This window comes from Natrinema gelatinilyticum (assembly GCF_024266705.1).
Classification (GTDB): Archaea; Halobacteriota; Halobacteria; order Halobacteriales; family Natrialbaceae; genus Natrinema; species Natrinema gelatinilyticum.
The window spans coordinates 927,729-950,987 of sequence record NZ_CP100757.1 but is presented as its reverse complement, the minus strand read 5'-3'; the positions used below and the strand labels follow the sequence as shown (position 1 = coordinate 950,987).

Here is a 23,259-nt window from a genome sequence, read left to right as displayed (position 1 = left end):
TTGTACAGACAGCATCCGCAACCGTGATTGTTGGTTTGTATGGACTGTAGTAGTGACTGAATAGTGGAATTGGTGTACCGAATTGAGCGGAAGGTAGTAGCCGGTCATTGGTAGCACTGGCTCTCTAGAGCGCATAGGAGAGGCGGCGTGGCAGTATTTTGTCGATCGCTCCCGTATACATCGATATGACTGTCGCAATCGTTGGTGGAGGTCCTGCAGGGCTCAGCGCCGCGCTGTTTACGGCGAAAAACGGTCTCGATACACTTGTCTTCGACACCGATACCACGTGGCTGCATAGCGCCTATCTGTTAAACTATCTCGGGATCGAGGGCATCGATGGTGATGAGTTTCTCGAAGTGGCTCGCCGTCAAGCCAATACGTACGGGGCCGATCGACACCAAAGAGAGGAAGTCACCGACATAGAACCGGCCGACGAAGGGTTCATCGTCAAGACCGACCGCGATGAGTACGATGTGAAGTACGTCGTTCTCGCCACGGGACAGTCACGCGACCTCGCTGGCTCGCTGGGCTGTGAGTTCAACGAAAACGGAACGGTTCGGGTTGACGAGAATAACGAGACCACGATTGAAAACGTCTACGCAGCCGGGTGGATTGCACGAAAGGATAAAATACAAGTCGCCATCTCCGTCGGCATGGGATCCTCCGCTGGACTCGACATCCTCAGTAAAGAACGAGGACGATCGTTCCGCGATTTCGACACAGCGGAAAACGCGGAATGAGTCCTCGAGAGTTGACCATCGAAGACGGACGTCAAGGTCCTCTCCCCAACTCGACACGATGAGGATATCGCTGGAGACGGGGTTCCCCTACTGGATCAAGTGAACTACTCCGCCCTCCCGCGCTCGGGCCTCCCCGGCCCTCGCTTGGTGAGGACGGAGCGTCCTGTTTCTGTGTCGGAACGTGCAGGAACAGATCCCACAGCGTCCACGAGACGCGGCGTCTTGTGCGGCCCGGCAGAACACCGTTGACGTTCGGCGGACGGTTCCAGACTCCGCAGGCGACTTCCCTTTACAGGTGGTTCGGAGTGTCCCACTCCTACCGGTTGGACACTCGGCCACAACCGACGATGCACGCTTGTTGTCGCGTGTGAACACCGCCGGAAGCGTGGTGAGCATCTTACTCTCACCCTCGATCGAAGGGATAATAAGGGTGCCGATTCACACGAAAACAAGACGTGCGGGCGCTGTCTCCCCTCCCTGCTCGCTTCGCTCGCTGCGGATAGCGCGGGACCGTCGGTCCCGCTGACCATGCGAACGGCGTCGCCGTGAGCAGAAGGGGGGTGAGCGCCCTCAATTACAGCTAATATGTAGCGCGAAGATTTATTTCGCTTTGTATCAAGACAAACAAACTTGGATGAACCGCGGGATGAACACAAGGCAGCTACCGACGAAACTCGAGAGCCGCCGGATTTCGACGCGTTAGCGTCTCCTAAAGCGGTCGTTCGCGGACGGAAACGGGACGACTATTTCGACGCCGTTATCGTCACTACTGGTCGCCGACTACCCTGATAGTGACGCACGCGGACGCCTCGTTTTTGAGGCTCGCGTCCGTATCGAGGGTGATCCGGTGCGTGCCGACGGAAAGCGCGTGCTCCACGAGGACGCCGCCAGAGCCGAGGTGCCCGTCGATGCTCGAGGACCACTAAAGGGTCCCTCCTAGCTCGCGGCCGTCGGTGAGCGCGACAGTCCGAGAAGCTGCACCAATTCCCCGTCCGCGAACCGATAACCCTCCCCAGGGGAGACGATGAACGGCTCACGGGGCTTCTACGAGACCTCCCACTGCGCGACAACAATCGGCCGCTACGGCGTCCGACCAGCGGCTTCGAGCGAACGTTCGCGGCTCGTGGACGTCCGCTACTCGTTGATGTATACGCTCCCCCGCACAGGCGGGGTACCGCGATACGCTCTCGCTACTGAGAGGTTTACGAGACCAACCGGACCGCTCCAAGGCCAACGTCCTGCTGGGGGATGTAGCGGTGGTCGGTGGACCTCGGGATAGCGCTGGTCCGTGCGGTCCCTATGAGCGTCCCGCAATTCCCCCGATGGCGGCGCCAGGACGACGGAAGACGGTGCTCGTGACGTGGACGCTCTACTCGAGGACGTCGCGGGGGATTCTGGCGTCGATCCGCGGGACGAGGAGCCGGTTCGTCCGATCGTCGATGGACTCGCGCTTTCGCTATCGACTCCGGTTCCGTAGCGCTACTGACCGATACTGAACAATAGAATTCACCTGCTATCTAACCCGCATACTCCCGGTTGATGACGATACTTCCGCTGTCGTTTGTGACGATAATTGTATCACCACTGTTATTCCATACAGCCGTGCCCGAGCCCCAGTAGAGTGCTGAATTCGAGTTAGATCCACTTCCAGTGTATATCCTCACTGAGTCTCCTGCTCCAAGCGTGAATCCGGATGGGAAGTAGTACGTATGGTCAGCCGCATCTGCAACTGACCATCCTCCTAAATTGACGGAATTACTTCCCTCGTTTGTCAACCCAATATACTCTCCATTGAGATTCTCGTGATCGTTCCCCGGAGCATCAGCATGGATAGTCGAAACTGCCAAGCTAGAGCCCCCGGAAGGCGAGGGAGACGGTGAAGAGTCTGTATAATCCCAGACCCCGACGTCATTGATCTGCGCTATTGATTCTGCCGACCGGTACTCTGACCGTTTCGTGAATTGACTGTCGTACATCCGCGCATAACCGTTCTCGAGGAGGCGCAAGTTGAACGACTTCTGTGCAGACTTTGATTGGTACGCGTAGGCCAAAAGGCGACCATACGACCCACGTCGGTCTGATTCTGGATCGACTTCGATGTAGATCTCTTTCCCGGCGAGACGTTGTTCCGCATACGAACTGGCCTTGCCACCCCAGTTTTCCAACCACTCCCTGCCATCTGTATTATCAGAGATACCTTCCCATTCTGGTGGATCTGTACTCCCAGCACTCGTTTCAGGTGTATCGACGCCTAGTAGACGGATCGTTTCTGTGCTGCCATCAGGCATTCGTACATCCAGTGTATCTCCATCAGTCACGGAGACGACGGTGACCGTCCAGGAGGACTGTGGACCGTTATCTGAAGGATCTGAAGAATCGGATGAGTCGTCCCCTGAGGAATCAGATGTATCGTCCGTGGGTGAGTCGGAGGTTGAATCAGATGTGTCATCCGTAGTACTATCAGATGGGGAGTCCGAATTAGAATCGGACGATGAGCCGGAAGTACCATCGTCTGTGGGCTCCGAGGATGAATCGGATGTATCGCTCTGAGACGTATCTGATTGAGAATCTGAAATGTCTTCTGAGGATTGATCGTCGGTCTGAGTTTCTTCAGGTGAAGCGGGAGAGTTCGTTGAATTAGATGCAGATGGTGTCTGTGCTGTAGGCTCAGCAGGAGGAAGAAGAACCCCTCCGACAACAATTCCAACGAGAATTACGATAATAAACACTCCACGCCCAAGTGTACTGAGATCAGGACCGCCCGCTAAAGTCAAAGGTAGGACGATTAATCCTCTCGTTTTGGGCATTATGAGGAGTGCTGTTGCTATGAGAATCGGGCCGCCGAGAAGCCCGAGTCCACCATCGATCGTCCCACCAAGTCCGACGAGAAGGATCGAGAAACCAACACCGTACAGGAAAACTTGTTTTAATTTTGTGACAGTGACATCCACCATACTCCCCCAACCTCTGCCACTCCTGTATCAACACTGTTGTTAGGATGCCCAGTCTTAAAATCAAATTGTTATCGGAAGGGAGGCGATGTACGATCAAGATGTTAAGATTGATATCGCTCCTGTTGGTGTCCGCTAGTAACTCGTCTTGCCTCGCGAAGACGAACCTCAGTATCTATTCAGTTCATCGTCATGGTCAATGTGGATCCACTTCCTGAATTCATCATATCACTGAGCGACCAGCCGTGGGTGCTTGTTGGTGGGATCCTTCTCGGGTCAGTTCTCCTCTCTCGGGTGCTCGAATGGGGTGGAACGCAGCTTCTAAACCGATCCGCACGATGGTCAGAGACATCGATTAGTCACGTCTTTATTGACGGAATACGGATTCCACTGCATGTTTCGATCATCGTCGGTGGAATTCTTCTCAGTTTGAACGTCCTTGAGGATGTTTCGTCAACTCCCTACGTCCTCGAGAATGTTTCGTCAATTCCCTATTTCATTAATTTCCTAACATCACTGGTTGTTATCTTATGGATGCGAGCATTTGTTCGACTCGGTGCTGAGTGGATCGAAGTCGTGAACGCGGCCGACAGCGAGTACGAGTTCTCGCCGATTTTCAAGAATTCCTGGACAATTCTTCTTATACTTGTCACTGGAAGTTTCCTTCTCGTTATATGGGAGATCGATATTACACCGATTCTGGCTTCTGCCGGCGTGCTTAGTATAATACTTGGACTGGCCGCACAGGACGCCATCGGGAACTTGATTGGCGGCGTCTCCCTATATTTTGATGATACCTACAATACGGGAGACGTCATTGTTCTCGAAGATGGACAACGTGGAACGGTCACTGACATTGGAATCAGAAGTACGACAATTCTCACACGGGATAACATCGTCATTACAGTCCCGAATTCAGTCCTCAACTCGTCATCTGTAATCAATGAATCCGCACCACAGCGTCGGAAACGAATCCGAGTGCCAATTACTGTTGCCTATGGAACCGATCACAAAGAGGTTGAAGAGATTCTGCTTGAACTCTGTGACGAAACGGCACTTATCCTGGATAAACCGACACCCCAAGTGATGTTCCAAGAATTCGGTGATTCTGCTCTCGTCTTTGAACTCTGGGCGTATGTTGATCACCCGTTTAGCGAACCACGTGCGACTGATCAGATAAATCGGCGTGTCTACGAACGATTCGACAATGCCGATATCACCATTCCGTTCCCACAGCGTGAAATTAGTTACCTCACTCGGAAAGATAAACGGATGAGCGAGACTCCACTATCACAGGAGGAGAACAAACGAGTTACCGAGTATGTTGAAGAGGAGGATCACGGGTGAATAGTCTCATCCCTGAGAGTCGGTGATCCTCGTTTAGAGACGCAAGTCGCTCCACCAGAAAGACGAGAGTTCGACTTGCGAACCAGTGTCAATCCTCTCTGAGAGCGGAACAGATCGGTCGCTACTACAGCGAGGCGAAAGCCGGAATCATCGCGTGAGCGCCGATTCAACGTCCGCGAACGTTGCGTGCATCCGGTCGACGACCTCGTCGGCGAGGGTCTCGTCGATCGTCAGCGGTGGCGTGATCAGCGTGTAGTCACCGTTCTCCCCACCGACGTGGCCCCCGCCGGGGTAGGTAACGATCCCGTTGTCCAGCCCCGCCTCAAACAGGAGCGACTGGAACTCCACACCGGTCTCCGGGAGCGGTTCTTTCGTCTCACGATCGCCGACGAACTCCACGCCGATCATCAGTCCCTTCCCGCGGACGTCGCCGACGAAGTCGTACTCGTAGAACTCCTCGCACCGATCACGGAGATGCGCGCCGACCTCGCGGGCGTTCACTACGAGGTCGTGTTCGTCCATGTACTCGAGGACGGCCGTACCGATCGCGGCCGAGGCCGGGTTAAAGCAGAATGTGTGGCCGTGCTGGAACCCATCTTCGAGGCCCTCGAAGACCTCTGCGACGCGGCGATGGGGCATCGTGCCGCCGATTGGGGAGTAGCCGCCGCTCATCCCCTTCGCGCCGGTGATGATGTCGGGGGTGACGTCCCAGTGTTCAATCGCGAAGTTCTCGCCGGTCCGTCCGAATCCGGCCATAACTTCGTCGACAATGAACAGCACGTCGTACTCGTCGCAGATCTCACGGATCCGTTCGAAGTAGCCGTCGTGGGGATAGGCACCGGCGTTGGCCGCACCGGTGACCGGCTCCGTGATGAACGCCGAGACCGTCTCCGGTCCCTCGTCCTGGATGAGCCGCTCGACGTCGTTTGCGCACTTGACGCCGCAGGCGTGTCCGCCGTCTCCGTCACAGCGCTCGCAGCGGTATGGCGTCGCGCTTGGCGCTTTCGGGAAGTTCGCGAACAGCGGCTCCATCTTCGTCTTTCGGGCCGGGAATCCGGAGACCGCCATCGCGCCTGCAGTGTTGCCATGGTAGCTACGGCGGCGCGAGATAACCTTGTACTTGCCCTCGTTCCCCCGCTCGTAGTGGTACTGGCGAGCCATCTTGATCGCGCTCTCGTTCGCCTCGGAGCCGCTCGAGACGAGCCACGTCTTCTCGAACCCGTCGGGCGTGAACTCCGCGATCTTCTCGGTATACTCCATCGCGGGTTCGTTCGTAAACAGCATGCTCGAGACGTACTCGAGGCGCTTGAGCTGTTCGCGCGCGGCCTCAGCGATCTCCTCGCGGCCATGGCCGATGTTGACGTTCTGGTTGCCGGAGATAGCGTCGAGATAGCGGTTGTCGTCCAAGTCCCAGACCCACGGCCCGTCGCCGCGGACGATGGTGACGTACTCGTCGGCGAACGCGCGGGGGAACATCCCCCCGAGGTCGGTGCCGGCTCTCGTCTGTCGGTGGGGTTTCTCGTGTGTCGTCATTATCTGTGTCTCAGTCGTCGGTATCGTTCTGAACCGTTCGCAGTTGTTCCCAGTGATCCAAGACGGTGTCGCTCCACTCCTCGAAACCGACCTCGTAGACGTAGTCAGTGCCTCGAAGAACGACGTCCGCAGGGTCGATGGCGCGCAACATCGAGACCTCCCCCCGCGTCGGCTCCGGTGTCGTCCGGACGTCGTCGGCGACGCGGAGGTCCCACTGGACTTCGTTGCGGACATCGTCGACGCTAACGCCGGGATGGGTCATCTCGAGGATCATCTCGCCGTCGTCGTCGAATCCAAAGACGGCCATGTCCGTGACGACGGCGGCTGGACCGCTGCCGACGAAGCCGAGCTCCTCGCGCTGATCCGGCCGTTCGAGGTGGCCCGGCGCGGTCACGTAGTCGACTTCGGTCGCGAACGCGCGGCGCTGTTGGCGCATCATGACGACGGTCCGGCCACAGGAGGTCATGATGTCGTTGCTCCCGCCGGAGCCGGGCAGGCGGACGGTCGGTCGGTCGTACGTCGCGTCGCCGAGGACCGCCGTCGAGTTCGTGTTGCCGCGGCTGTCGATCTGACCCGCGCCGATGATGCCGACGTCGAAGGCCCCGCGCTGGTTGTCGACGAATATCTCGAATTGATCGGTGGCGACAAGCGCGTCGACCCCGAGGATGGTGTCGGAAATCGACTGGACTACGCCCGGCGGAAACGAGCCGATGTAGCCCGATTCGGTCACGAGCTGACAGTCCGGCGCGTGGGTGTGTTTCGCGAGAATGCCCGACATCAGTGACATGCCGACGCCGATGAACGCGGTCTCGCCGTCGTCGATCTCGCGCGCGGCGGCAACGGCGAGGAGCTCTGTCGTCGTGTAGTCGTCGGCCGTCTCATCCGGCCGATCGACCCGAATCGGGTTCGCCGACGCCTCGGACGACTCGGCGGACGAGGCTACCGTCGATCGATCACTCATCAGCACCCTCCGCGGAGTCGGCACCGTTGATCGTTCGTTCCATGTGCTCGAGCGTCGCCAGTCGGTCGGCACCTATCTTCTCGAGGTACTCCTCATGCGGGCAGATCCACTCGTCGAGCCACTCGAGGAACTCCTCCCTGTCCTGCGATCGGAGCCCGTACTCTCGATAGAAGGGCAGATCGGCGTAGTACTGCCCGTAGCAGTGCCACGGGTGAGAGCCGAACGGCACCTCGACAACTGCGTCGACCGTGTAGAACGGGATGCGAGTGAGTTCGGGCCGTCGTCGAATCTCGTCGGTCGAGACGAGCTCTTCACAGGTGACGATCGTGTGTTCGGCGGCCCGCGCTTTGAGATGATCGTTGACGACGTTGCCCAGTATCTGTGCGTTCCCCATCGGATCGCACCGCTGGACGTGGATGATCGCCACGTCGGGCCGCACTGCGGGGACGAGCACAAGCGAATCGCCCGACCCGAGCGGATCCTTGATCACCTCGAGGTCGTCGTTGTACGTCGGGATGTCCGTCTCGAGCATCGATCGCGTCGGCACGAACGGGAGGTCCATCGCCCCCGCGAGAAACATCAGCGAGGAGCCGAAGTTCGAGACGTCGCGCATCTCGAGGTGATGGGGGACGGCATTCTCGACGGCGTTTCGGATGTTGTGACCCTGGGAGATGAGGCTCGTCCCGACCCAGGAGCCGACGTACTCGTCGACGCAGCCGGCACCGACCATGATATCGAGCAGGGTCGTCCGCGCGTCGTCGAGGACGGTCAGTCCCGTCGTCCCCTGGCGGACAATTTCGCGAGCGGCAGCCTCCGGATCGCGGCCGCCCATCCCGCCGAAGGCGATGCTCGAGCCGTCCGTAACGTACTCCTCGATCGCGGAGACGAGGTCCGTGACCTTCTCGTGCCCGATCGTTTCGTCGCCGATTCTTTCCCCTTTACTGGGGGTCTGGATAGCATCTATGGCGTGTGTCATCGTGGTCTGAAGGGATCGTATTCGCGGTCGGTTACGGTCCGCGCATGGCGGTCGTCGATCGACCGGATCGGGTACTCGGCAAACTCCTTGAGGACGGAGCCGAGCCCCTCGATCGCGGCTTCGAGCAGTAACTCGCCGGTCTCGGTGCTGGCGACCGTCGCGTCACCGAGGATGCCCGTCTCCGAAATCGTCGACCACCATCCCAGCATCGTCACGGGCGTCGAGTCCTCTGGACGGGTCTGACCCGCGAGATCGAGGTTGTTGAAGTGCCGGCTTTCGGGGTAGTCGACGTCGCGTGCGGCGGCGTCCATGTCGACGCGCTCGGGATAGAGGTGCATGTAGATCGATGTCTCCATCTCGCCCGCGTGGGCCGACCCCTGCGGACCGGCCTCGCGAACCGCGCTGGCGGTCTCGCGGACCTCGTCGATCTCCCACCACGAGAGCATCGCGCAGCGGACACTGGGATACTGGAGCATCACCTGCCGGCTGGCCAGCTCGAGAAGGTGGTGATTCGACCCGTGGCCGTTCACGAGCAGAACCCGCTCGAACCCGTGATGGGCGAGCGAGACGCAGACGTCGACGACGTAGTCGACGAACGTCCGCCACCTGATCGTGATCCCGCCCGGAAAGTCCATGTGGTGAGGGAGATAGCCGTGATTGACCGTCGGGAACAAGAGCGCGTCGTCCCTTGCGGCGACGGCCGGTTCGCAGACCGCCTCGACGATCCGACGGTCGACGTCCAGCGGGAGGTGTGGACCGTGGTCTTCGGTCGCGCCGACGGGCACGACGGCCATCGCGCCGTCCTCGGCGGCCTCGTCGACTTCGGGCCACGTGAGTTCGTCGTAGCGACGGGGTACCGACCCGCCGTCACAACTCATCCGACGTCACCCTGTAGCCACACCACGACATGGCGGTCAGCGCGAGCGCGAGCGTGAGTTCCTCAAGTTCCGCCACGGGGAGGTACTCGTCGGTGCCATGGATGTTGTACGCGCCCGGCCCGAAGCAGACGGCCGGCGTCCCGGTCTCGTTGACGAAGAATCGAGAGTCGATCCCGCCGGGGAACCCTTTGGCGTGGCTCTCCCGGCCCAACACGTCTTCGGCGACGGTTTCGACGGTTCGAACGATCGGCTCGTCGGGGTCGATCTTCGCGGACCGGCCGCGCCAGCCGAACCACTCGATTTCGGGCGGGTGCTCCTCGAGCCACGGATCTCCCTCGGCGGCCCGCTCGACCGTTCGCTCGACCGTCTTGCGGAGGCCTTCGCGCGTCTCTTCAGGCGCGTGCGAGATTCGCGCCTCGAGGTGCGCCTCGTCAGGGACGCTCGAGACCCACTTGCCGCCCTGGAGCGTCCCGAGGTTCAGCGAGACCGTGTGTTCGTGCCACTCCTCGAACAGTTCGTCGTGGACCGTCGTCTTGCGCTCGTCGTGGAGGTCCTCGAGCGCGTGATAGATCGGCAGCAGCTTCGAGATCGCATTCACGCCGGCGTCGGTCTCCGCCGCATGGGCGCCCTTCCCCTCGACGGACACCCGGAAGTAGGAGACGCCGTCGTTCGCGATCCACGTGTCGAAACCCGTCGGCTCCGGGATCACGACTGCGTCAGCGTCGACGCCCGCGAGGACGCTCGCAAGCGTCCCGCCCGAGCCGCCGTACTCCTCCTCAATCACGGTGTTGAAAGAGAGGTCGCCGAGGAGTTCGATTCCCGCGCGATCGAGGGCCTCGAGCGCAAAGATCATCGCGGCGATGCCTCCTTTCATATCCGACGCCCCTCGGCCAAGGAGCCGGCCGTCCTCGACCGTCCCCGCGAAGGGGTCGAACGACCACGCCTCGCGGTCGCCTTCGGGGACAACGTCGACGTGCCCGTTGAAGAGCAGCGCCGGCCCGTTGCCCACTCCCTCGCGGGTCGCGAGGAGGTTCGGCCGGTCCTCGTACGACAGATCGCGTTCCACGTACTCGTCGTGGTCTTCGATTCCGGGGACGTCGTCGACGCGAATCTCCTCGACCTCGAGGTCGAGCGCTTCGAGCCGATCCCGGACGCGTTCTTGGGCAGGTCGTTCCTCGTCTAGAACGCTTCGAACGCGGACAAGATCGGCCGCAAAGTCGACGACGTCGTCGCGTATCTCGTCGACGGCTGCTTCGACGCGCTCGCTCGCGGCCACTTCTACGTCATACGGTTTCATTTTCACCCTCCGTCACTCGTCGGTGCGATGAATAGCGATGTGCCATCGGTCACCAATTGTCTCAAATGGTGTTAAGCCTTGTGCCCGACTTTCTTTATCTTGATTCCTTAATTCTGCAAATTGCCCATCAGAATTTCTGTATATTTGGTATCGGCATAGCAAGTTTTATTACCTGCTTATTCTATGCTACTCGTGTACAATGAGAGATTCTCTCAATGAGACGGTCGCTGGCGTCGACAACACTTCGGGGGGAAGCCGGAGCCGCCGTCGCGTACTACGATCGATAGGCGGTGTGAGCGCTGCAGGTCTCGCCGGTCTCGCAGGATGTATCGGCGGTGGCTCGAGCAACTCGTTCGTCGTCCAGGTCACCGGCGGGAACTATATCGACTCGTACGAGAGCGAGGTGTTCTCGGCGTTCGAAGAGGAGCAGGATGTAAACGTCGATGTCAACCAGATAAGCGACCAGTTCGACGGGTACAACCAGATTCAGTCTGGCCAGTCTGACGCGCACGTAACGATCACTTCCGCGAACACGCTGTACATGGGCGCGAGCGAGGGAGTCTGGGAGCCGATCGATATCGACAAACTCGACAACTACGACAGTCTCGCGGACACGTTCAAGAACCCGGTTTACGACGCCGGAGACGACGTCCACGGTATTCCAACAGTGTACGGTACCGTCGGGATGGCGTACAATCGCGACGAACTCGGCGAACTCGACTCGTGGGAAGCGTGCTGGGACGAGGCGAACGCCGGCAACATCACCATGCAGGGGACTGACTTCGTTCGCGTCTTCACGACCGCCCTCCACCTCGGAATGGATCCCAATGAAATCGGCGCCGACAGCTCCTACGAGGAGGGTATCGATCAGATCTGGGAGTCGGTCCGCGAGCAAAAAGACCTGATCTCCAGCTACTGGTCCACCGGCGACGAGCACGTCCGAATGTACGCGCAAAACGAGGCATACGTCGGCGAGGCGTGGGGCGGCCGAATCAAGGCCGCCGTCGACGACGGGCACGACCACCTTGACTACGTCATTCCGAAGGAGGGCGCATACGGCTGGTCCGACAACTGGGCGATGGTGTCCGGAATCGACGACGACATGCGAAGCACTGCGATGGCGTTCTTCGACTATCTGCTCAACGAGGACGTGCTGGTCCCGCTCGCGGAGGCGCTCGGCTACCCGCCGGCGACCGGCGCGACGTCCGACGTGATCGAAAACCTCGGCGACTACGATTCGACGGGCGGTGAACGGCTCACCTTCCTCAACCCGGGGTACCAGGAGGAGCACTCCGACGAGTGGTCTCAAGAGTGGGAGAGCATTCAATCGTCGTAGTTATTCCGCTGACTAACGACACACATACAACCACACATGGCATTTCTCGATATCGATGACTTACGAAAGGAGTTCGGCAAGACCGTCGCCGTCGACGGGATCTCCTTTTCCGTCGAGGAGGGGGAGTTCGTCACGGTCGTCGGCCCGAGCGGCTGTGGGAAGACGACGACGCTCCTCAACATTGCCGGCCTCCAGACACCGACGTCGGGGTCGATCCGTCTCCAGGGAACCGACCTCACGAACCTTCCGCCGTATGAACGCGACATCGGTGTCGTCTTCCAGGACTACGCGCTCTTTCCGCACAAGACCGTCGCGGAGAACATCGCCTTCGGACTGAAGATGCGCGGTGCCGACAAACGCGAACGCGAGACGAGAGTCTCCGAGATGCTCTCGATGATCGATCTCGAGGGCTACGAGGACGAGTATCCCCACGAGTGCAGCGGCGGGCAGCAACAGCGGGTCGCCGTCGCTCGAGCGCTCGCGTTCGATCCCGACCTTGTGTTGATGGACGAACCGCTGTCCAACCTCGACAAGAAGCTCCGAGGAACGATGCGAACCGAACTTAAACGCATTCAGCGCGAAACCGGCATCACGACGATCTACGTCACCCACAACCAGACGGAGGCGCTCTCGATGGGCGACCGGATCGCGGTGCTGAACGACGGCACCCTGGAGCAGTACGACGATCCGAAGACGGCGTACGAGCGTCCGGCGTCGCCGTTCGTCGCGGACTTCCTCGGCACCTCGAGCAGGATCGACGGGACCCTCCGGCTTGGGTCGACGCCCGACGTTCGGTTCGGCGACTCGAGTATGACCGTCGAGCCCCGCGATGGGTTCGAAGACGGCGACGGCGTCGCCGTCTTCATCCGGACCGAGCTCGCGTCCCTCAGTACGGAGCGCCCCGCAGTCGAGAATGCTTTCCGGGGAACCATCGAGAGCGTGGATTATCAGGGACAGGGTGCCGTCTACTTCGTGTCCGTCCCCGCGTTCGGGACGACAGTGCAGGTGAACCACCACGCGAACGCGAGTATGCTCGAGCCCGGCAACGAGGTCTGGGTGAGCATTGATCCCTCGGACGTCATCTACACGGCGTCGAGGACATCGACCGACGGATCGGATCGGCCCGAGATTCCCGCGGAGGGCCGATGACGGGCGTACGGATCCAGCACGGTGAACCAGGCCACCGGGACTACGAGCGCCAGGAACTGTTCCGAGTCCTCGAGCCCGTCGCACGAGAGAATCTCGAGCTGGTACAGGAGCGGATGGCCGACGCGAGCGTCGACGCCCTGATCGTCAATCGGTCCGACAACCTTCGATATCTCGTCGGTTACGGCCCCTACGACAGTTTCTCGCTCTCGGCCGAACACGGCGCAGTCGTGACCCGGACGGGAGAGCCAACGATCGTCGCCGCCCCGCGGCTGGCGGCGGACCTCGACGAGCGCCACTGGTTCCCGGACGTCGTCCCGTTTTCGGCGACGAACGGCGAGGCCGCGGCGACGTTCGCGACAGTACTCGAAGAGCGCGGTGTCGCGGACGGCGTTGTCGCCCTCGATCCGCACATGGAGTACCGGTTCGCCCGGAAACTCGAGGCGTCGCTGCCGGGTTGTGAGTTCCATGACGCGGGCGAGTTGCTCTTCGAGGCGCGGGCCGTCAAGACGGACGCGGAGATTGCGCTCATCGACGAGGGGCTCTCGATCGCCGAACTCGCGATCGAGGCCGGCATCGAGGCGGTCGAGGTCGGCGTCCGCGAGTGCGAAGTCTCCGGCGCAATCATGGACGCCATGATTTCGGCCGGTGCGGCCGGTGCCTACGCCCTTCCGGCGATCGTCAGCTCCGGCGTCCGCTGGTCGCGCTGCCAGGAGTATCCGTCAAGAAAGCGCATCCGTCGAGGAGAGTTCGTCCAGCTCGACGAAGGTCCGATGTGGAAGGGGTACTACAGCGAACTGGCCAGAATGGCGTTCCCCGGCACGCCGTCCGACGAACAGCGATCGATGTACCAGGCGACCTTCGCGGCCCACGAGGCGGCGATCGACGCCATCGAACCCGGCGCGACCGGTCGCGAGGTGTACGACGCCGCTCGCGACGTCTTCGTCGAGTTCGGCTACGAGGAGTGGCTGACCGACGGCGACATCGGTCACGGGACCGGCGTCGTCGCCCACGAACCGCCATACGTGGGACCAACCGCGGACGTCACGCTCGAGGAGAACATGATCGTCATGATCGAGCCGGGCCTGTTCCGCCGCGGTGTCGCCGGTGTCCGCTTCGAAGACATGGTACTCGTAACCGACCGCGGCAGCGAGGTCCTCTCGCGAACCCCCCATCCAGCTCATGAAAAGTTCCTTTGAGGTGAATCCATGAACAGCGAGACCGCATCGACGACGGCAGAGACACCCGACCGAGTCGAATCGATCCGACAGCGACTGATGGAGAGTGAGTCGATCGGTTACGTGCTCTCCCCAGGATCGGGACTGCTGTGGGTGCTGCTGTTCCTGTTCCTGCCGTTGACGGTTATCGTCGCCTTCAGCTTCTTCCGATCCGGCGAGTTCGGAACCATCATCTACGAACCGACGCTCGAGAACTACCGGCGGTTCGTCAACGGGTCCGTTTATCACCGCGTGATCGTTCGGTCCCTACTGATCGGCGTCGTAACGACGCTGATCGTGTTACCGTTCGGCTACACGCTCGGGTACTTCCTCGGACGGTCCAAGAGCCGCTGGACTCCGATTCTGCTGGGACTCGTCGTCGTCCAGTTCTGGGTCCCGCTCGTGATCCGCACGTACGCGTGGATCCCGATCCTGGGTCGACAGGGAATCGTCAACGACTTCCTGCTGTGGCTCGGCGTCGTCGGTCAACCGGTCGAGATCCTCTATACGACCCGCGGGATGATTCTCGGACTATCGGTAAGCATCATGCCGTTCATGGTGCTGCCGGTGTACTCGATCGTCAGTACGATCGACGAGGAGATCATCCAGGCGGCGAAGACCCTGGGTGCGAGCGACGCTCGGGCGTTCCGGGAGGTGACGTTTCCCCTCTCCTGGCCCGGCGTCGTCTCCGGGATCCTGTTCACGTTCATCCTCTCCGCGGGAGCGTATCTGGCACCACAGCTCCTCGGCGGACCCAGCGATCGACTGATCGCACCCGTCATCGAGACCGTGTTCAGCCAAGACTTCAACTGGCCGTTCGCGGCGACGCTGTCGCTCGTCTACGTGGCGCTGATCGTAAGCATACTCTATCTGTTCAGTCGAAAGGCGGACATCGAGGAAGCGCTCGAGGGGACCCAGCTATGAGCGTTCGTGAGTACGCATCCGACGTCAAAGCAAACTGGAACTGGCACGGGATCAGACTCGTCTCCGCGTTGGTCTACCTGAGCATGATCCTTCCGCTCATCGTCGTCGTCGTCAATTCCTTCAGCGCACAACGGATCGCGACCTTCCCGCCGAGCGGACTGACGCTCGACTGGTACGTCGAGTTCTTCAGAGACGAGATGTTCCTCAGCGCCGTCTGGGTGAGCACGCAGGTAGGTATCGCCGCCGCGGTACTGGCGGGCGCAATCGGTACGCTCACCGCCATGGGATTCGTACGGAAGCCGTTTCCCATAAAGAAGGCGCTCTCGATTGCGCTCTTGACTCCGATGATCGTCCCCCCCGTGATCGTCGGCGTCGCGGCGACGAGTTTCTTCACCGAGATCGGCCTGAACCGGAACATCTGGTGGCTGATCGTCATGCACACGTTGCTCGCACTTCCCTACGCGTTCCTGATCGTCCGCAGCCGCCTCTACCTCTTCGACGAGACGCTTGAGGACGCGGCGATGACCCTCGGTGCCGATCGATTAGTGACGTTCCGGGAGATCACGCTTCCGCAGATTGCGCCGTCGATCATCACGGCGATGGTCCTCTCATTCGTCATCTCGTTCGGCGAGTTTACCGCCTCCCAGTTCTGGGTACAGCGGGAGACGACCACGGTTCCAGTCGTCATCTACTCGATGGTGCGAACGACGATCACGCCGAAGGTGAACGTGCTCGCGACGCTCGTGCTCGTGATCACGATGGTCGTCCCGCTCGTCGGACTTGCGATCCAGCGTTGGCTGACCAGCAACGCCAACTGACCCCGCTTACGATTCGTCGAGCAATTCGAAGATCTTCGGGTCGGTTCTGAATTTCAGCATGTTATGAGCTACGGAGTTGCGAACGTTCAGGACGACGTCGCCGTATTCCCGATAAAAGTTGTGAATCCACTTCGATTCCGCCTCGCGTGTTCTGAACATCATGATCGTCTTCCACTGATACTCTCCATTCGAGATGAAGTACATCATGGTGTGTTCATCCTCGATGATGTACTCCATCGCCTCTTTCCAGTTGTCGCTGAATCCCCACGGGAAGAATTTGAACTCGAACAGCGCAAAGTTATAAAACTCTTCGTTCGGGAGGACGGCCTCGTGAAAGATCCGCGACTCCCGCATCTTTCGGATTGTTTCGCTCACCGTGACGTTCGAGATATCGATATCGTATTTCTCCTCGAGGAGATCCGCGAGCTCCCGGCTCGAAATTTGCGGGTTGGCTGCGAGTTCGCGCAGGATCTTGATATCCCGCTCCTTGAAATCCCAGTCGATACCGTCTGGTTTCGGCTCCTTGGCCATAGATAGCAGTTGTCGAAGAGATCATATTTACGTTCCGTGTTCGACCGGTCGCTGCGAAGCAGCAATCGAACGCCTCCGTTACGCCAATCAACGTGGCGGTTGCCGTACTCTCGTTCAGTGCCGGTAAATTCTCCGCAATCTCGCTTCATATCCATATCTTCGATGATTCAGTGGCGATTTGGATCGGTGAGGAAATCACCGACAATGCCAGTTCGCTGCGGATGATTTGTGAGGTACTGCCGTTGTCAATTCTTCGAGCGTAGTTTCTCGTACCCTGGTTTGGCTACCAACGCGAAAGCGATCACAGCACCAATTGCAAATACTCGCCAATCTAACTGGATTTTCCCCATTGTGAGATTCCGCATAGAAGCGCCAGTGATTACATACGCCGTCGCCCAGGGGAGTTCGCCGATTGCAGTCCCCGCAATGAACGCAGACATCGATACGCCAGAAAGCCCGGCACTATACGAGATGGCATCAGCTGGCGCTGGTGACAGGCGGGCAGCGATAACACCCCGAACTCCGCCCGTCGTTCGAAACGTGTCTTCGCCCTTCTTGGAGAGCCATCCTACGAAACCACTGTCACCACGGAGATACTGGGCGATAACAAACGGTGGAAGACAGGTCAAGATAGTCCCCAGCAGTGCAATTGGAATACCCAGAGAAATATCAAACCGGTACCCGACGAAGATAGAGAACAGACTCAATGGAGCAGCTATGAAGGGTCTCGCGACGTATAGGGCAAACAATACGAGCAGAAAAAGCGCGCCACGGGTATCCGAAAGTAGAGGCAGTATTTTTCGAGGGGGGATCGCCCACCACGCAACGCAAAACACGGCAAAGAGGCAACCCGCAATTAGAAGTCGGTGATCGTATGGTCGATCGCGGAACATCAATCTACTTCCAGAATGGGGATTTCGCCTTATAGTTCTACAGAGATACATCGAGAGTGCCTCGGGGCGTGCCATCGAGGTGCTTCACGACATCCAGCTGGACGGAGCCGTCGATGCACTCGAGATTGAATAGCTGCCACTCAACGTTCGTGATCGGACCTCAAAAGCCGCCCGGATGGGCGGGGGGTAGCCGCCGGGCGGACTGAGACAAAGTGGGGTCGTAAATGATTGGACTGGCCTGTCGCGCGGGGTAACGCGACAGGATAGATGTCCAGGTGGATGATTATCAATCTCGTCCTGATTCTCAGTTGGTCAGAATCGTCTCTGTTGACTCTGTGATCACTTACTGTCCCGTCGAATCGCCTGCAGCCGTGCTGTCTGGCTTCGCAATCGACCACCTTTGTGCGTGATGTCACGCCGAATGAAGCTGTCGACGAGTTTGATATCAGCCTGCAGTGACGCTTCGCTGTGTTCGGGCTACTGTGGACGACTGCAGCCTAGCCAGATCGATAATAGGGTACGGGTGGTCGCTTCGATTTGGCAGGGGGATTACGCTGTCCGTGCGAGAGCAACGGGATTCGACGGATACTGTTAAACGGACAACTGTCGAAACGACCAGACAGAACTGCAATGGCTGGCAGTACAGATCCACGGTCACCACTTCCGGAGTGGATTCTCGAGTGCTACGATCGGCTGTGTACGGAGGCCCGTCGGCCAGACCATGGAGAAGACAGTGTCCCGCTGATCGAGTACGACGATGCCGTCGACGTACTGAGCTCCGATGCAGAGCTAGCACTCGAGCAACAGGACGTCGAGTACGCACTCACTCGGCTCCTCGAACGAGGCTACTTCTACGAAGTCGGAGACGAACTTCGGGTCACATCGCCAGAAGAACGGCGATGACTACTCATCAAGGAGTTCACATTCCTAGTGTCCATCCGGGCAGAGCGGTTGACTATCGACTCTTTCAAACATCCAGAAGACTGGATGTATGGCGATCCTATCTGAGCGACGGCCGCAGGGCAGGACAACGCTGAAAACGTTCCTTCACGTCTGTCTGCGTGACGATGGCGCTCACCTATCCGCACTTTCTGATCAATTACAAACTCTACGAGGGAACTGCGGGAGCTGACGGCCTCGAACTGGCGAAGACGATCGAAGCCGTACAACGGCGGACCAGTGCAACGTTCGCCGTGGCTCCACAAATCCCCGACATCTACCGAATAGCCGAGGAAACGGACCTTTCGGTCGTCGCCCAATCGATCGACACACTGGAGACCGGACGCGGAAACGGGCAGATATCGCTCGCGGCAGTCGCTGAAGCAGGTACAGCGGGTGTGCTCGTCAACCATCCCGAAAGCCCAGCAGAGTTCAGTGCCGTCGGAGACGTCGTCGCCGGCTGTGCGGAGTACGGTCTCGAGTCGATCGTCTGCGTCGACAGTGTCGACCTGGGACGATCTGCGCTCACATTCGATCCCGACTGTCTGCTGCTCGAAAATCCGGCAGACATCGCAAGCGACCGTGCACTGGCACGAATGCATCCCGAGCGCGTCGAAACGTTCGTCTCGATGGTCGAATCAGAAAATCCGGGGACTCAAATCCTTCTCGGTGGCGGGATCAACACTGCAGCGGATGTGGCGGCGAGTTTCGAACGCGGCGCTAATGCTGCTGGCGCGGCGTCAGCGTTCGTCGACGCGAACGATCGAGAGGCGTGGCTGTCGGAGATCGCCGAGTCGCTCGCCGCAGCGGCGAACTCGTTCGACGATGGCGAATGAAACCGGCCGACGGGGTCGCTCCGGAGTGAGTGGAGATACCGACGTAGTATATCGTGCTCTATTGAATAGCGGTGGCTTGGTGAGGGGCCACCGCTGGAGTTGCCCTGTGAACTGCTGACGTGAGGGCCCTCAGAACTGGCGTTGCTTCATCTCTACTCAGAAGGCGCTGTTCAACAGTCAGGACACCGAAGCATTTGTATACGTTGCATACGATGTAAACAGTATGGGAACGATCTCGGCACGCGTGCCCGACGAGTTGGAGACTGAGCTTGACGCATATCTCGAGGACGAGAATCTCGATCGGAGTACGGCCGTTCGAAAGCTTCTCTCCGAGGGCCTCGAAGAGTGGCGACGCGAACAGGCACTCGACCAACTTGCAGCTGGAACCATCACATTCAGTAGCGCGGCTGAGCTGGCAGGGATGTCCGTCTGGGATTTTGCTCAGCTCGCCAAGGAGCATGATATCACCTGGGTGGCGGACGATCATCTTGACGCAGATCTCGAGGCGCTGTGAATGTGGATCTTCGACGCAACGCCGCTCATCTATCTCGCGAAGGTTGATCAACTCACGCTCGCCCAACACCTCGAAGCGTCGTGTGTAATCCCCGAGCGTGTCTACGAAGAGGTCATCACAATCGGCATTGAAGAAGGATATCCGGACGCCCGTCGTATCGAGCGGAGCGTCGACGCTGATCGATTCGATATCGTGTCGGTTGAGACCACCCCATTGCTGTCGCGGCTCCAGACGAACAATAGCCTCAGTGATGCCGATGTCGCTGTCCTCGCCTGTGCCGACGCACACGATGGTGTAGCCGTGATAGATGAGACGTACGGTCGTGACGTCGCCGCGGCCGAGGGAGTCACAACTCGAGGAACGGCGTACCTCGTCCTGAAACTCGCCAAGCAGGGCGCGATGAGTGTCGACGACGCACGAACCGTGATCGATGCGATGATCGATGAGGGGTGGTATTGTGCCCCTGATGTCTACACGAAAATCGTCCAGAAACTCGATACATTTTCGTAATGAACCGTCTCAAGAGCAACCTGTGAGGCGGTGTGTGGACTAGCTGTCCTGAATCGGCGTTGGGATTCCAGTCGTAGTGAATCGAGCGACCGTTCCACAGGTCGCACAGGCGTCGACGAACGCCCGAAGCGAGGTATGAGTTCTCATTCAGGAACTCCCCCTACACACAGAGCTCTCGTATGCGGTGCGATGCTGAACTGATGGTCGGTTCGTTTGTCGCCGTATGTGTGGTTCTTATCGCATTCTCGATCGAGATAAGGTCTAAGTACACATCGCGCATGCTCCCGTCTAACACCCGAGCGGCAGCGCGATATCCGCCCTTTCTGCGACGTTCAAGTATCGTCTCGCCGCGATGAACCTTGATCGTCTCCCGACGGCCATCGCGCCACTCCAGCGTTACCTTCACTGCCAGACGTCGCTGGTACAGTCGCCGTCGGGCCACCTGATTTCGTGCGCCCGTGCTGGGCCCGCAGGCAGGTCGCCGAAATCAACGAGGAACTCCTCGTCAAGGTCAAGCGTACCACGTCGTGGGTCAACATCTGCTTTTAGCATGACTGACCCTCGTTCGCCCTCCTCGGGGAAGAACTGATTGTCCCACGAGGAGAACAGTGATGTCGTCCAGTAGAGCCGTTCGCCATCGAGGCTGAGCTGGAGCATCTGTGGCCCCGCGACGAGGTCACGACCCTGCACCGTTTGCTTGTCACCGAAATATCCGCCAATCGAGATCGAATCCGCTCGCCGTGGATTTGCCGGATCAGAGATGTCATACATCCAGACCTCGCCGTGGAGCCAGTTCGATCCGAAGAGATAGCGGTCATCCATCGAAATGAGGATGTCGGTCACCAGTGCGGGAACCGGCATGTCCCAGTCCTCGTGCTCGCGGCCATCGAAGTCGATGACCTTCTCTGCACGCCACTTGCCGTCGTCCTCGTAGAAGTGGAAGATGTTCGAGGAGAGCGCAGCGCCGACGTATCCATGAGTGGCTTCGGGGCTGTGGGGGAATCGGACTTCGAGAGGAATCAGTCCCTCCTCACCGAGATCCACGGTCTGTTCAACGACGCCCTCGTTCCAGTCCCAGAAGTGGAGTCTTCGGCCATACTTGCCCTCCTCGACGTCCTCGAGGTCGAATCCGGGATAGTACGTCTTCGGAGCGGCCCACTCCGACGAAACCATGACGTTGTGGCGGGGTTGATACCAGAAGTCGTAGTTGAAGTCGATTTCTCCAGGCGGATCCCACCGTCCTTCGATCTCGAAGTCCTCGTTGAGTTCGAGGAATCCTCCCGGCGTCTCGCCATCGGCATCACCGAGCATACTGATGAGGATTTCACCGTCCGGAATACAGTGAACCGTGTGAGGGGCCGAGAGATCGTACTCGAATATGTCATCGGGTTCTATCACCGTCTCGATCTTGGGATCACGGCGCTCCGCTGTGTCGATGACGTGGATCCGGGAGGAGCGCTGCCCGGGCACGAGCAGGTGTCGGCGTTCCAAGCCACCGATATGACACGACGATGAGCAGGCGTTCCAGCCGAAGTGGTGGAGTTCATCGCCGCGATTGGGCATTTCGACGCGGTCCACAATCTCGGCATACGAGTCCGAGTCTGGATCAACATCGACGACGGCTATGAAATCCGGAGCGTCGATATCGGTTCCGACGTACAGTCCCATTACATACGCGAGTTCTTCCGGTTCGGATTCCTCAATTGCGGCTTGAGGTGTCGCGTAACCGGGTCCCTCAACCTCGTGCGTATGATCGTGGTCATGATGGGGCTCGCTTGGTGGTTCGGCGTCGCTCATACGTAACCCCACACTCTAGGCGTCAGTCAGTACTACTGTTCCAGCAACAGACACCGTGTTCCGTGACACCACATATCTCTCGAACTGGTTCGTTCACCGACTCCTAAGCAGCGATAAGAAATAATACCCACGGGATTGGGCCTGAGAGATATCGGCAAAAACAGCCTCTTTTTCACTAATTCGAGGATATCTGTAATAGACGATACGTCAGTTTACACGGATACAGCGAGAGTGCCTCGGGGTCAAGCCCCGAGGCGGTTCACAGTTAGTTCAAGCAACTTGATACTGGCGAGGCATTCGAGCAGGCAGTCACTAATAGTCATCGATCTGGTAGAAAGAGAAAGCTCTCTGAGAAACAACAAAAATTCGCGCGAACCGTCTACGAACTACTGCGCGACGTGGGGGTCGACGCGCCGGCGTGGACGCCAGCGCTCGTCCAGCAGTATCTCGAAGATTCATACGACGTCCACTATTCGATCACGAGCTGTCGGCGGTCACTCAACGAAGCAGGATTGCGCTATCAAAACCGCCGCTACACACCCGACAAAGCAGCTGTTGACGAGCATGCTGAATCCCGCGACGACCGCGACAAAAGCGGCGAGAGATGGATGCCACAGTAACGCGTCTTGAACAGCCGACGAAATCCGTGCAGGGAGAGTCGCGTTCCAAACACATCATAAATATACTATAACATGAATTCAAGTATGATTCGTATCTTGTGTTCGATGGTGGACTGTACTTCCAGGCATCGGGCATCACGGATCTGGCGTCCCGTGACGGTCTCGAGCTCGTCGCGCTTCCGTCGTCCGCTCCAGAACTGAACCTGGTCGAAACGTCCTGGAAACAGCGTCACGCACCGCTGAGCAATCGATTCGTTGCTTCTCTCGAGGAACTCACACCACCGATCGACGACGAGATTAACTGCCCACGCCAGACGTGGGAGATTACTTATGGTTGTTTTCCGACATCGGGATTCAGAAAACGCCACACCTCACTTCCAATCCTTGGAACTCGCCGTCGTCGTTCTATAGAAAGGGCAGGCCGAGTGCCTCGGGGCTTGACCCCGAGGCGGTTCACAGTTGGAGCGATGGGGCGACTTCGCCTTCCGTGACGTA

At 59.0% G+C, this 23,259-nt stretch carries 22 protein-coding genes; 13 read left to right on the top strand and 9 right to left on the bottom strand.

Features of this window, described 5'->3' with window-relative positions:
* Positions 1–185 precede the first annotated feature (185 nt).
* Positions 186–740 (top strand): NAD(P)/FAD-dependent oxidoreductase, encoded by a 555-nt coding sequence (locus NJU76_RS22545; RefSeq protein ID WP_254532709.1) that lies wholly within the window; start codon positions 186–188, stop codon positions 738–740.
* Positions 741–2,257: 1,517 nt separating this feature from the next.
* Here the strand turns inward: NJU76_RS22545 and NJU76_RS22540 are convergent.
* On the bottom strand, positions 2,258–3,694 hold the full coding sequence (locus NJU76_RS22540) for a lamin tail domain-containing protein (protein ID WP_254532708.1): 1,437 nt from the start codon (positions 3,692–3,694) through the stop codon (positions 2,258–2,260).
* Between the two features lie 189 nt (positions 3,695–3,883).
* Here NJU76_RS22540 and NJU76_RS22535 point away from each other — a divergent pair, with 189 nt between their 5' ends.
* The gene (locus NJU76_RS22535) at positions 3,884–5,038 is read left to right on the top strand and encodes a mechanosensitive ion channel family protein (RefSeq protein ID WP_254532707.1); all 1,155 of its coding nucleotides are present in this window, start codon (positions 3,884–3,886) and stop codon (positions 5,036–5,038) included.
* A 147-nt stretch (positions 5,039–5,185) separates the two neighbouring features.
* Here the strand turns inward: NJU76_RS22535 and NJU76_RS22530 are convergent, their stop codons facing one another.
* Genes NJU76_RS22530 through NJU76_RS22510 form a run of 5 tightly spaced genes read right to left on the bottom strand, consistent with a single transcriptional unit; the run spans position 5,186 to position 10,683 of the window.
* Positions 5,186–6,571, bottom strand: a complete 1,386-nt coding sequence (locus tag NJU76_RS22530) for an aminotransferase family protein (protein ID WP_254532706.1) — start codon at positions 6,569–6,571, stop codon at positions 5,186–5,188.
* 10 nt (positions 6,572–6,581) lie between these two features.
* Positions 6,582–7,532, bottom strand: a complete 951-nt coding sequence (locus NJU76_RS22525) for a CoA-transferase subunit beta (protein WP_254532705.1) — start codon at positions 7,530–7,532, stop codon at positions 6,582–6,584.
* The gene (locus tag NJU76_RS22520) at positions 7,525–8,508 is read right to left on the bottom strand and encodes a CoA transferase subunit A (RefSeq protein ID WP_254532704.1); all 984 of its coding nucleotides are present in this window, start codon (positions 8,506–8,508) and stop codon (positions 7,525–7,527) included. Before NJU76_RS22520 ends, NJU76_RS22525 begins: the two co-directional genes overlap by 8 nt.
* Entirely contained in the window at positions 8,505–9,386 is an 882-nt protein-coding gene (locus NJU76_RS22515) for a creatininase family protein (protein WP_254532703.1), read from the bottom strand. Before NJU76_RS22515 ends, NJU76_RS22520 begins: the two co-directional genes overlap by 4 nt.
* Positions 9,376–10,683 (bottom strand): ArgE/DapE family deacylase, encoded by a 1,308-nt coding sequence (locus tag NJU76_RS22510; protein ID WP_254532702.1) that lies wholly within the window; start codon positions 10,681–10,683, stop codon positions 9,376–9,378. Before NJU76_RS22510 ends, NJU76_RS22515 begins: the two co-directional genes overlap by 11 nt.
* Positions 10,684–10,975: 292 nt before the next feature.
* Here NJU76_RS22510 and NJU76_RS22505 point away from each other — a divergent pair, with 292 nt between their 5' ends.
* The 5 genes from NJU76_RS22505 to NJU76_RS22485 are packed head-to-tail and all read left to right on the top strand — an operon-like array spanning position 10,976 to position 16,124.
* Positions 10,976–12,019 carry an ABC transporter substrate-binding protein gene (locus tag NJU76_RS22505; RefSeq protein WP_254532701.1) on the top strand — a complete coding sequence of 348 codons (1,044 nt, stop codon included), beginning with the start codon at positions 10,976–10,978 and terminating at the stop codon, positions 12,017–12,019.
* Between the two features lie 36 nt (positions 12,020–12,055).
* On the top strand, positions 12,056–13,168 hold the full coding sequence (locus NJU76_RS22500) for an ABC transporter ATP-binding protein (RefSeq protein WP_254532700.1): 1,113 nt from the start codon (positions 12,056–12,058) through the stop codon (positions 13,166–13,168).
* Positions 13,165–14,364 carry a M24 family metallopeptidase gene (locus tag NJU76_RS22495; protein ID WP_254532699.1) on the top strand — a complete coding sequence of 400 codons (1,200 nt, stop codon included), beginning with the start codon at positions 13,165–13,167 and terminating at the stop codon, positions 14,362–14,364. The genes NJU76_RS22500 and NJU76_RS22495 overlap by 4 nt, the downstream gene beginning before the upstream one ends.
* A 9-nt stretch (positions 14,365–14,373) precedes the next feature.
* Positions 14,374–15,306, top strand: coding sequence for an ABC transporter permease (locus tag NJU76_RS22490; RefSeq protein ID WP_254532698.1), 933 nt, complete (start codon positions 14,374–14,376; stop codon positions 15,304–15,306).
* Positions 15,303–16,124 (top strand): ABC transporter permease, encoded by an 822-nt coding sequence (locus NJU76_RS22485; protein WP_254532697.1) that lies wholly within the window; start codon positions 15,303–15,305, stop codon positions 16,122–16,124. Before NJU76_RS22490 ends, NJU76_RS22485 begins: the two co-directional genes overlap by 4 nt.
* Positions 16,125–16,130: 6 nt before the next feature.
* Here NJU76_RS22485 and NJU76_RS22480 read toward each other — a convergent pair whose 3' ends face one another.
* On the bottom strand, positions 16,131–16,655 hold the full coding sequence (locus NJU76_RS22480; protein WP_254532696.1) for a winged helix-turn-helix domain-containing protein: 525 nt from the start codon (positions 16,653–16,655) through the stop codon (positions 16,131–16,133).
* A 245-nt stretch (positions 16,656–16,900) separates the two neighbouring features.
* Complete coding sequence (locus NJU76_RS27200; RefSeq protein WP_425604314.1) at positions 16,901–17,548, bottom strand: TVP38/TMEM64 family protein; 648 nt, start codon at positions 17,546–17,548, stop codon at positions 16,901–16,903.
* 630 nt (positions 17,549–18,178) lie between these two features.
* Between NJU76_RS27200 and NJU76_RS22475 the strand changes: the two genes are divergently transcribed.
* The 4 genes from NJU76_RS22475 to NJU76_RS22460 all read left to right on the top strand — a co-directional run bounded on the left by NJU76_RS22475 (position 18,179) and on the right by NJU76_RS22460 (position 20,347).
* Positions 18,179–18,451 carry a hypothetical protein gene (locus NJU76_RS22475; RefSeq protein WP_254532695.1) on the top strand — a complete coding sequence of 91 codons (273 nt, stop codon included), beginning with the start codon at positions 18,179–18,181 and terminating at the stop codon, positions 18,449–18,451.
* A gap of 164 nt (positions 18,452–18,615) precedes the next feature.
* Positions 18,616–19,323, top strand: coding sequence for a triose-phosphate isomerase (locus NJU76_RS22470; RefSeq protein ID WP_254533930.1), 708 nt, complete (start codon positions 18,616–18,618; stop codon positions 19,321–19,323).
* 223 nt (positions 19,324–19,546) lie between these two features.
* Positions 19,547–19,837: a UPF0175 family protein gene (locus tag NJU76_RS22465; RefSeq protein ID WP_254532694.1), complete on the top strand. Its 291-nt coding sequence runs from the start codon at positions 19,547–19,549 to the stop codon at positions 19,835–19,837.
* The gene (locus NJU76_RS22460) at positions 19,838–20,347 is read left to right on the top strand and encodes a PIN domain-containing protein (protein WP_254532693.1); all 510 of its coding nucleotides are present in this window, start codon (positions 19,838–19,840) and stop codon (positions 20,345–20,347) included.
* Between the two features lie 402 nt (positions 20,348–20,749).
* Here NJU76_RS22460 and NJU76_RS22455 read toward each other — a convergent pair whose 3' ends face one another.
* Positions 20,750–22,144: a selenium-binding family protein gene (locus tag NJU76_RS22455; protein WP_254532692.1), complete on the bottom strand. Its 1,395-nt coding sequence runs from the start codon at positions 22,142–22,144 to the stop codon at positions 20,750–20,752.
* Positions 22,145–22,542: 398 nt separating this feature from the next.
* Between NJU76_RS22455 and NJU76_RS27195 the strand changes: the two genes are divergently transcribed.
* Both NJU76_RS27195 and NJU76_RS27190 read left to right on the top strand, forming a co-directional pair.
* The gene (locus tag NJU76_RS27195) at positions 22,543–22,764 is read left to right on the top strand and encodes a helix-turn-helix domain-containing protein (protein WP_425604313.1); all 222 of its coding nucleotides are present in this window, start codon (positions 22,543–22,545) and stop codon (positions 22,762–22,764) included.
* 98 nt (positions 22,765–22,862) lie between these two features.
* Positions 22,863–23,255 (top strand): transposase, encoded by a 393-nt coding sequence (locus NJU76_RS27190; protein ID WP_425604312.1) that lies wholly within the window; start codon positions 22,863–22,865, stop codon positions 23,253–23,255.
* The last annotated feature ends 4 nt before the right edge of the window (positions 23,256–23,259 follow it).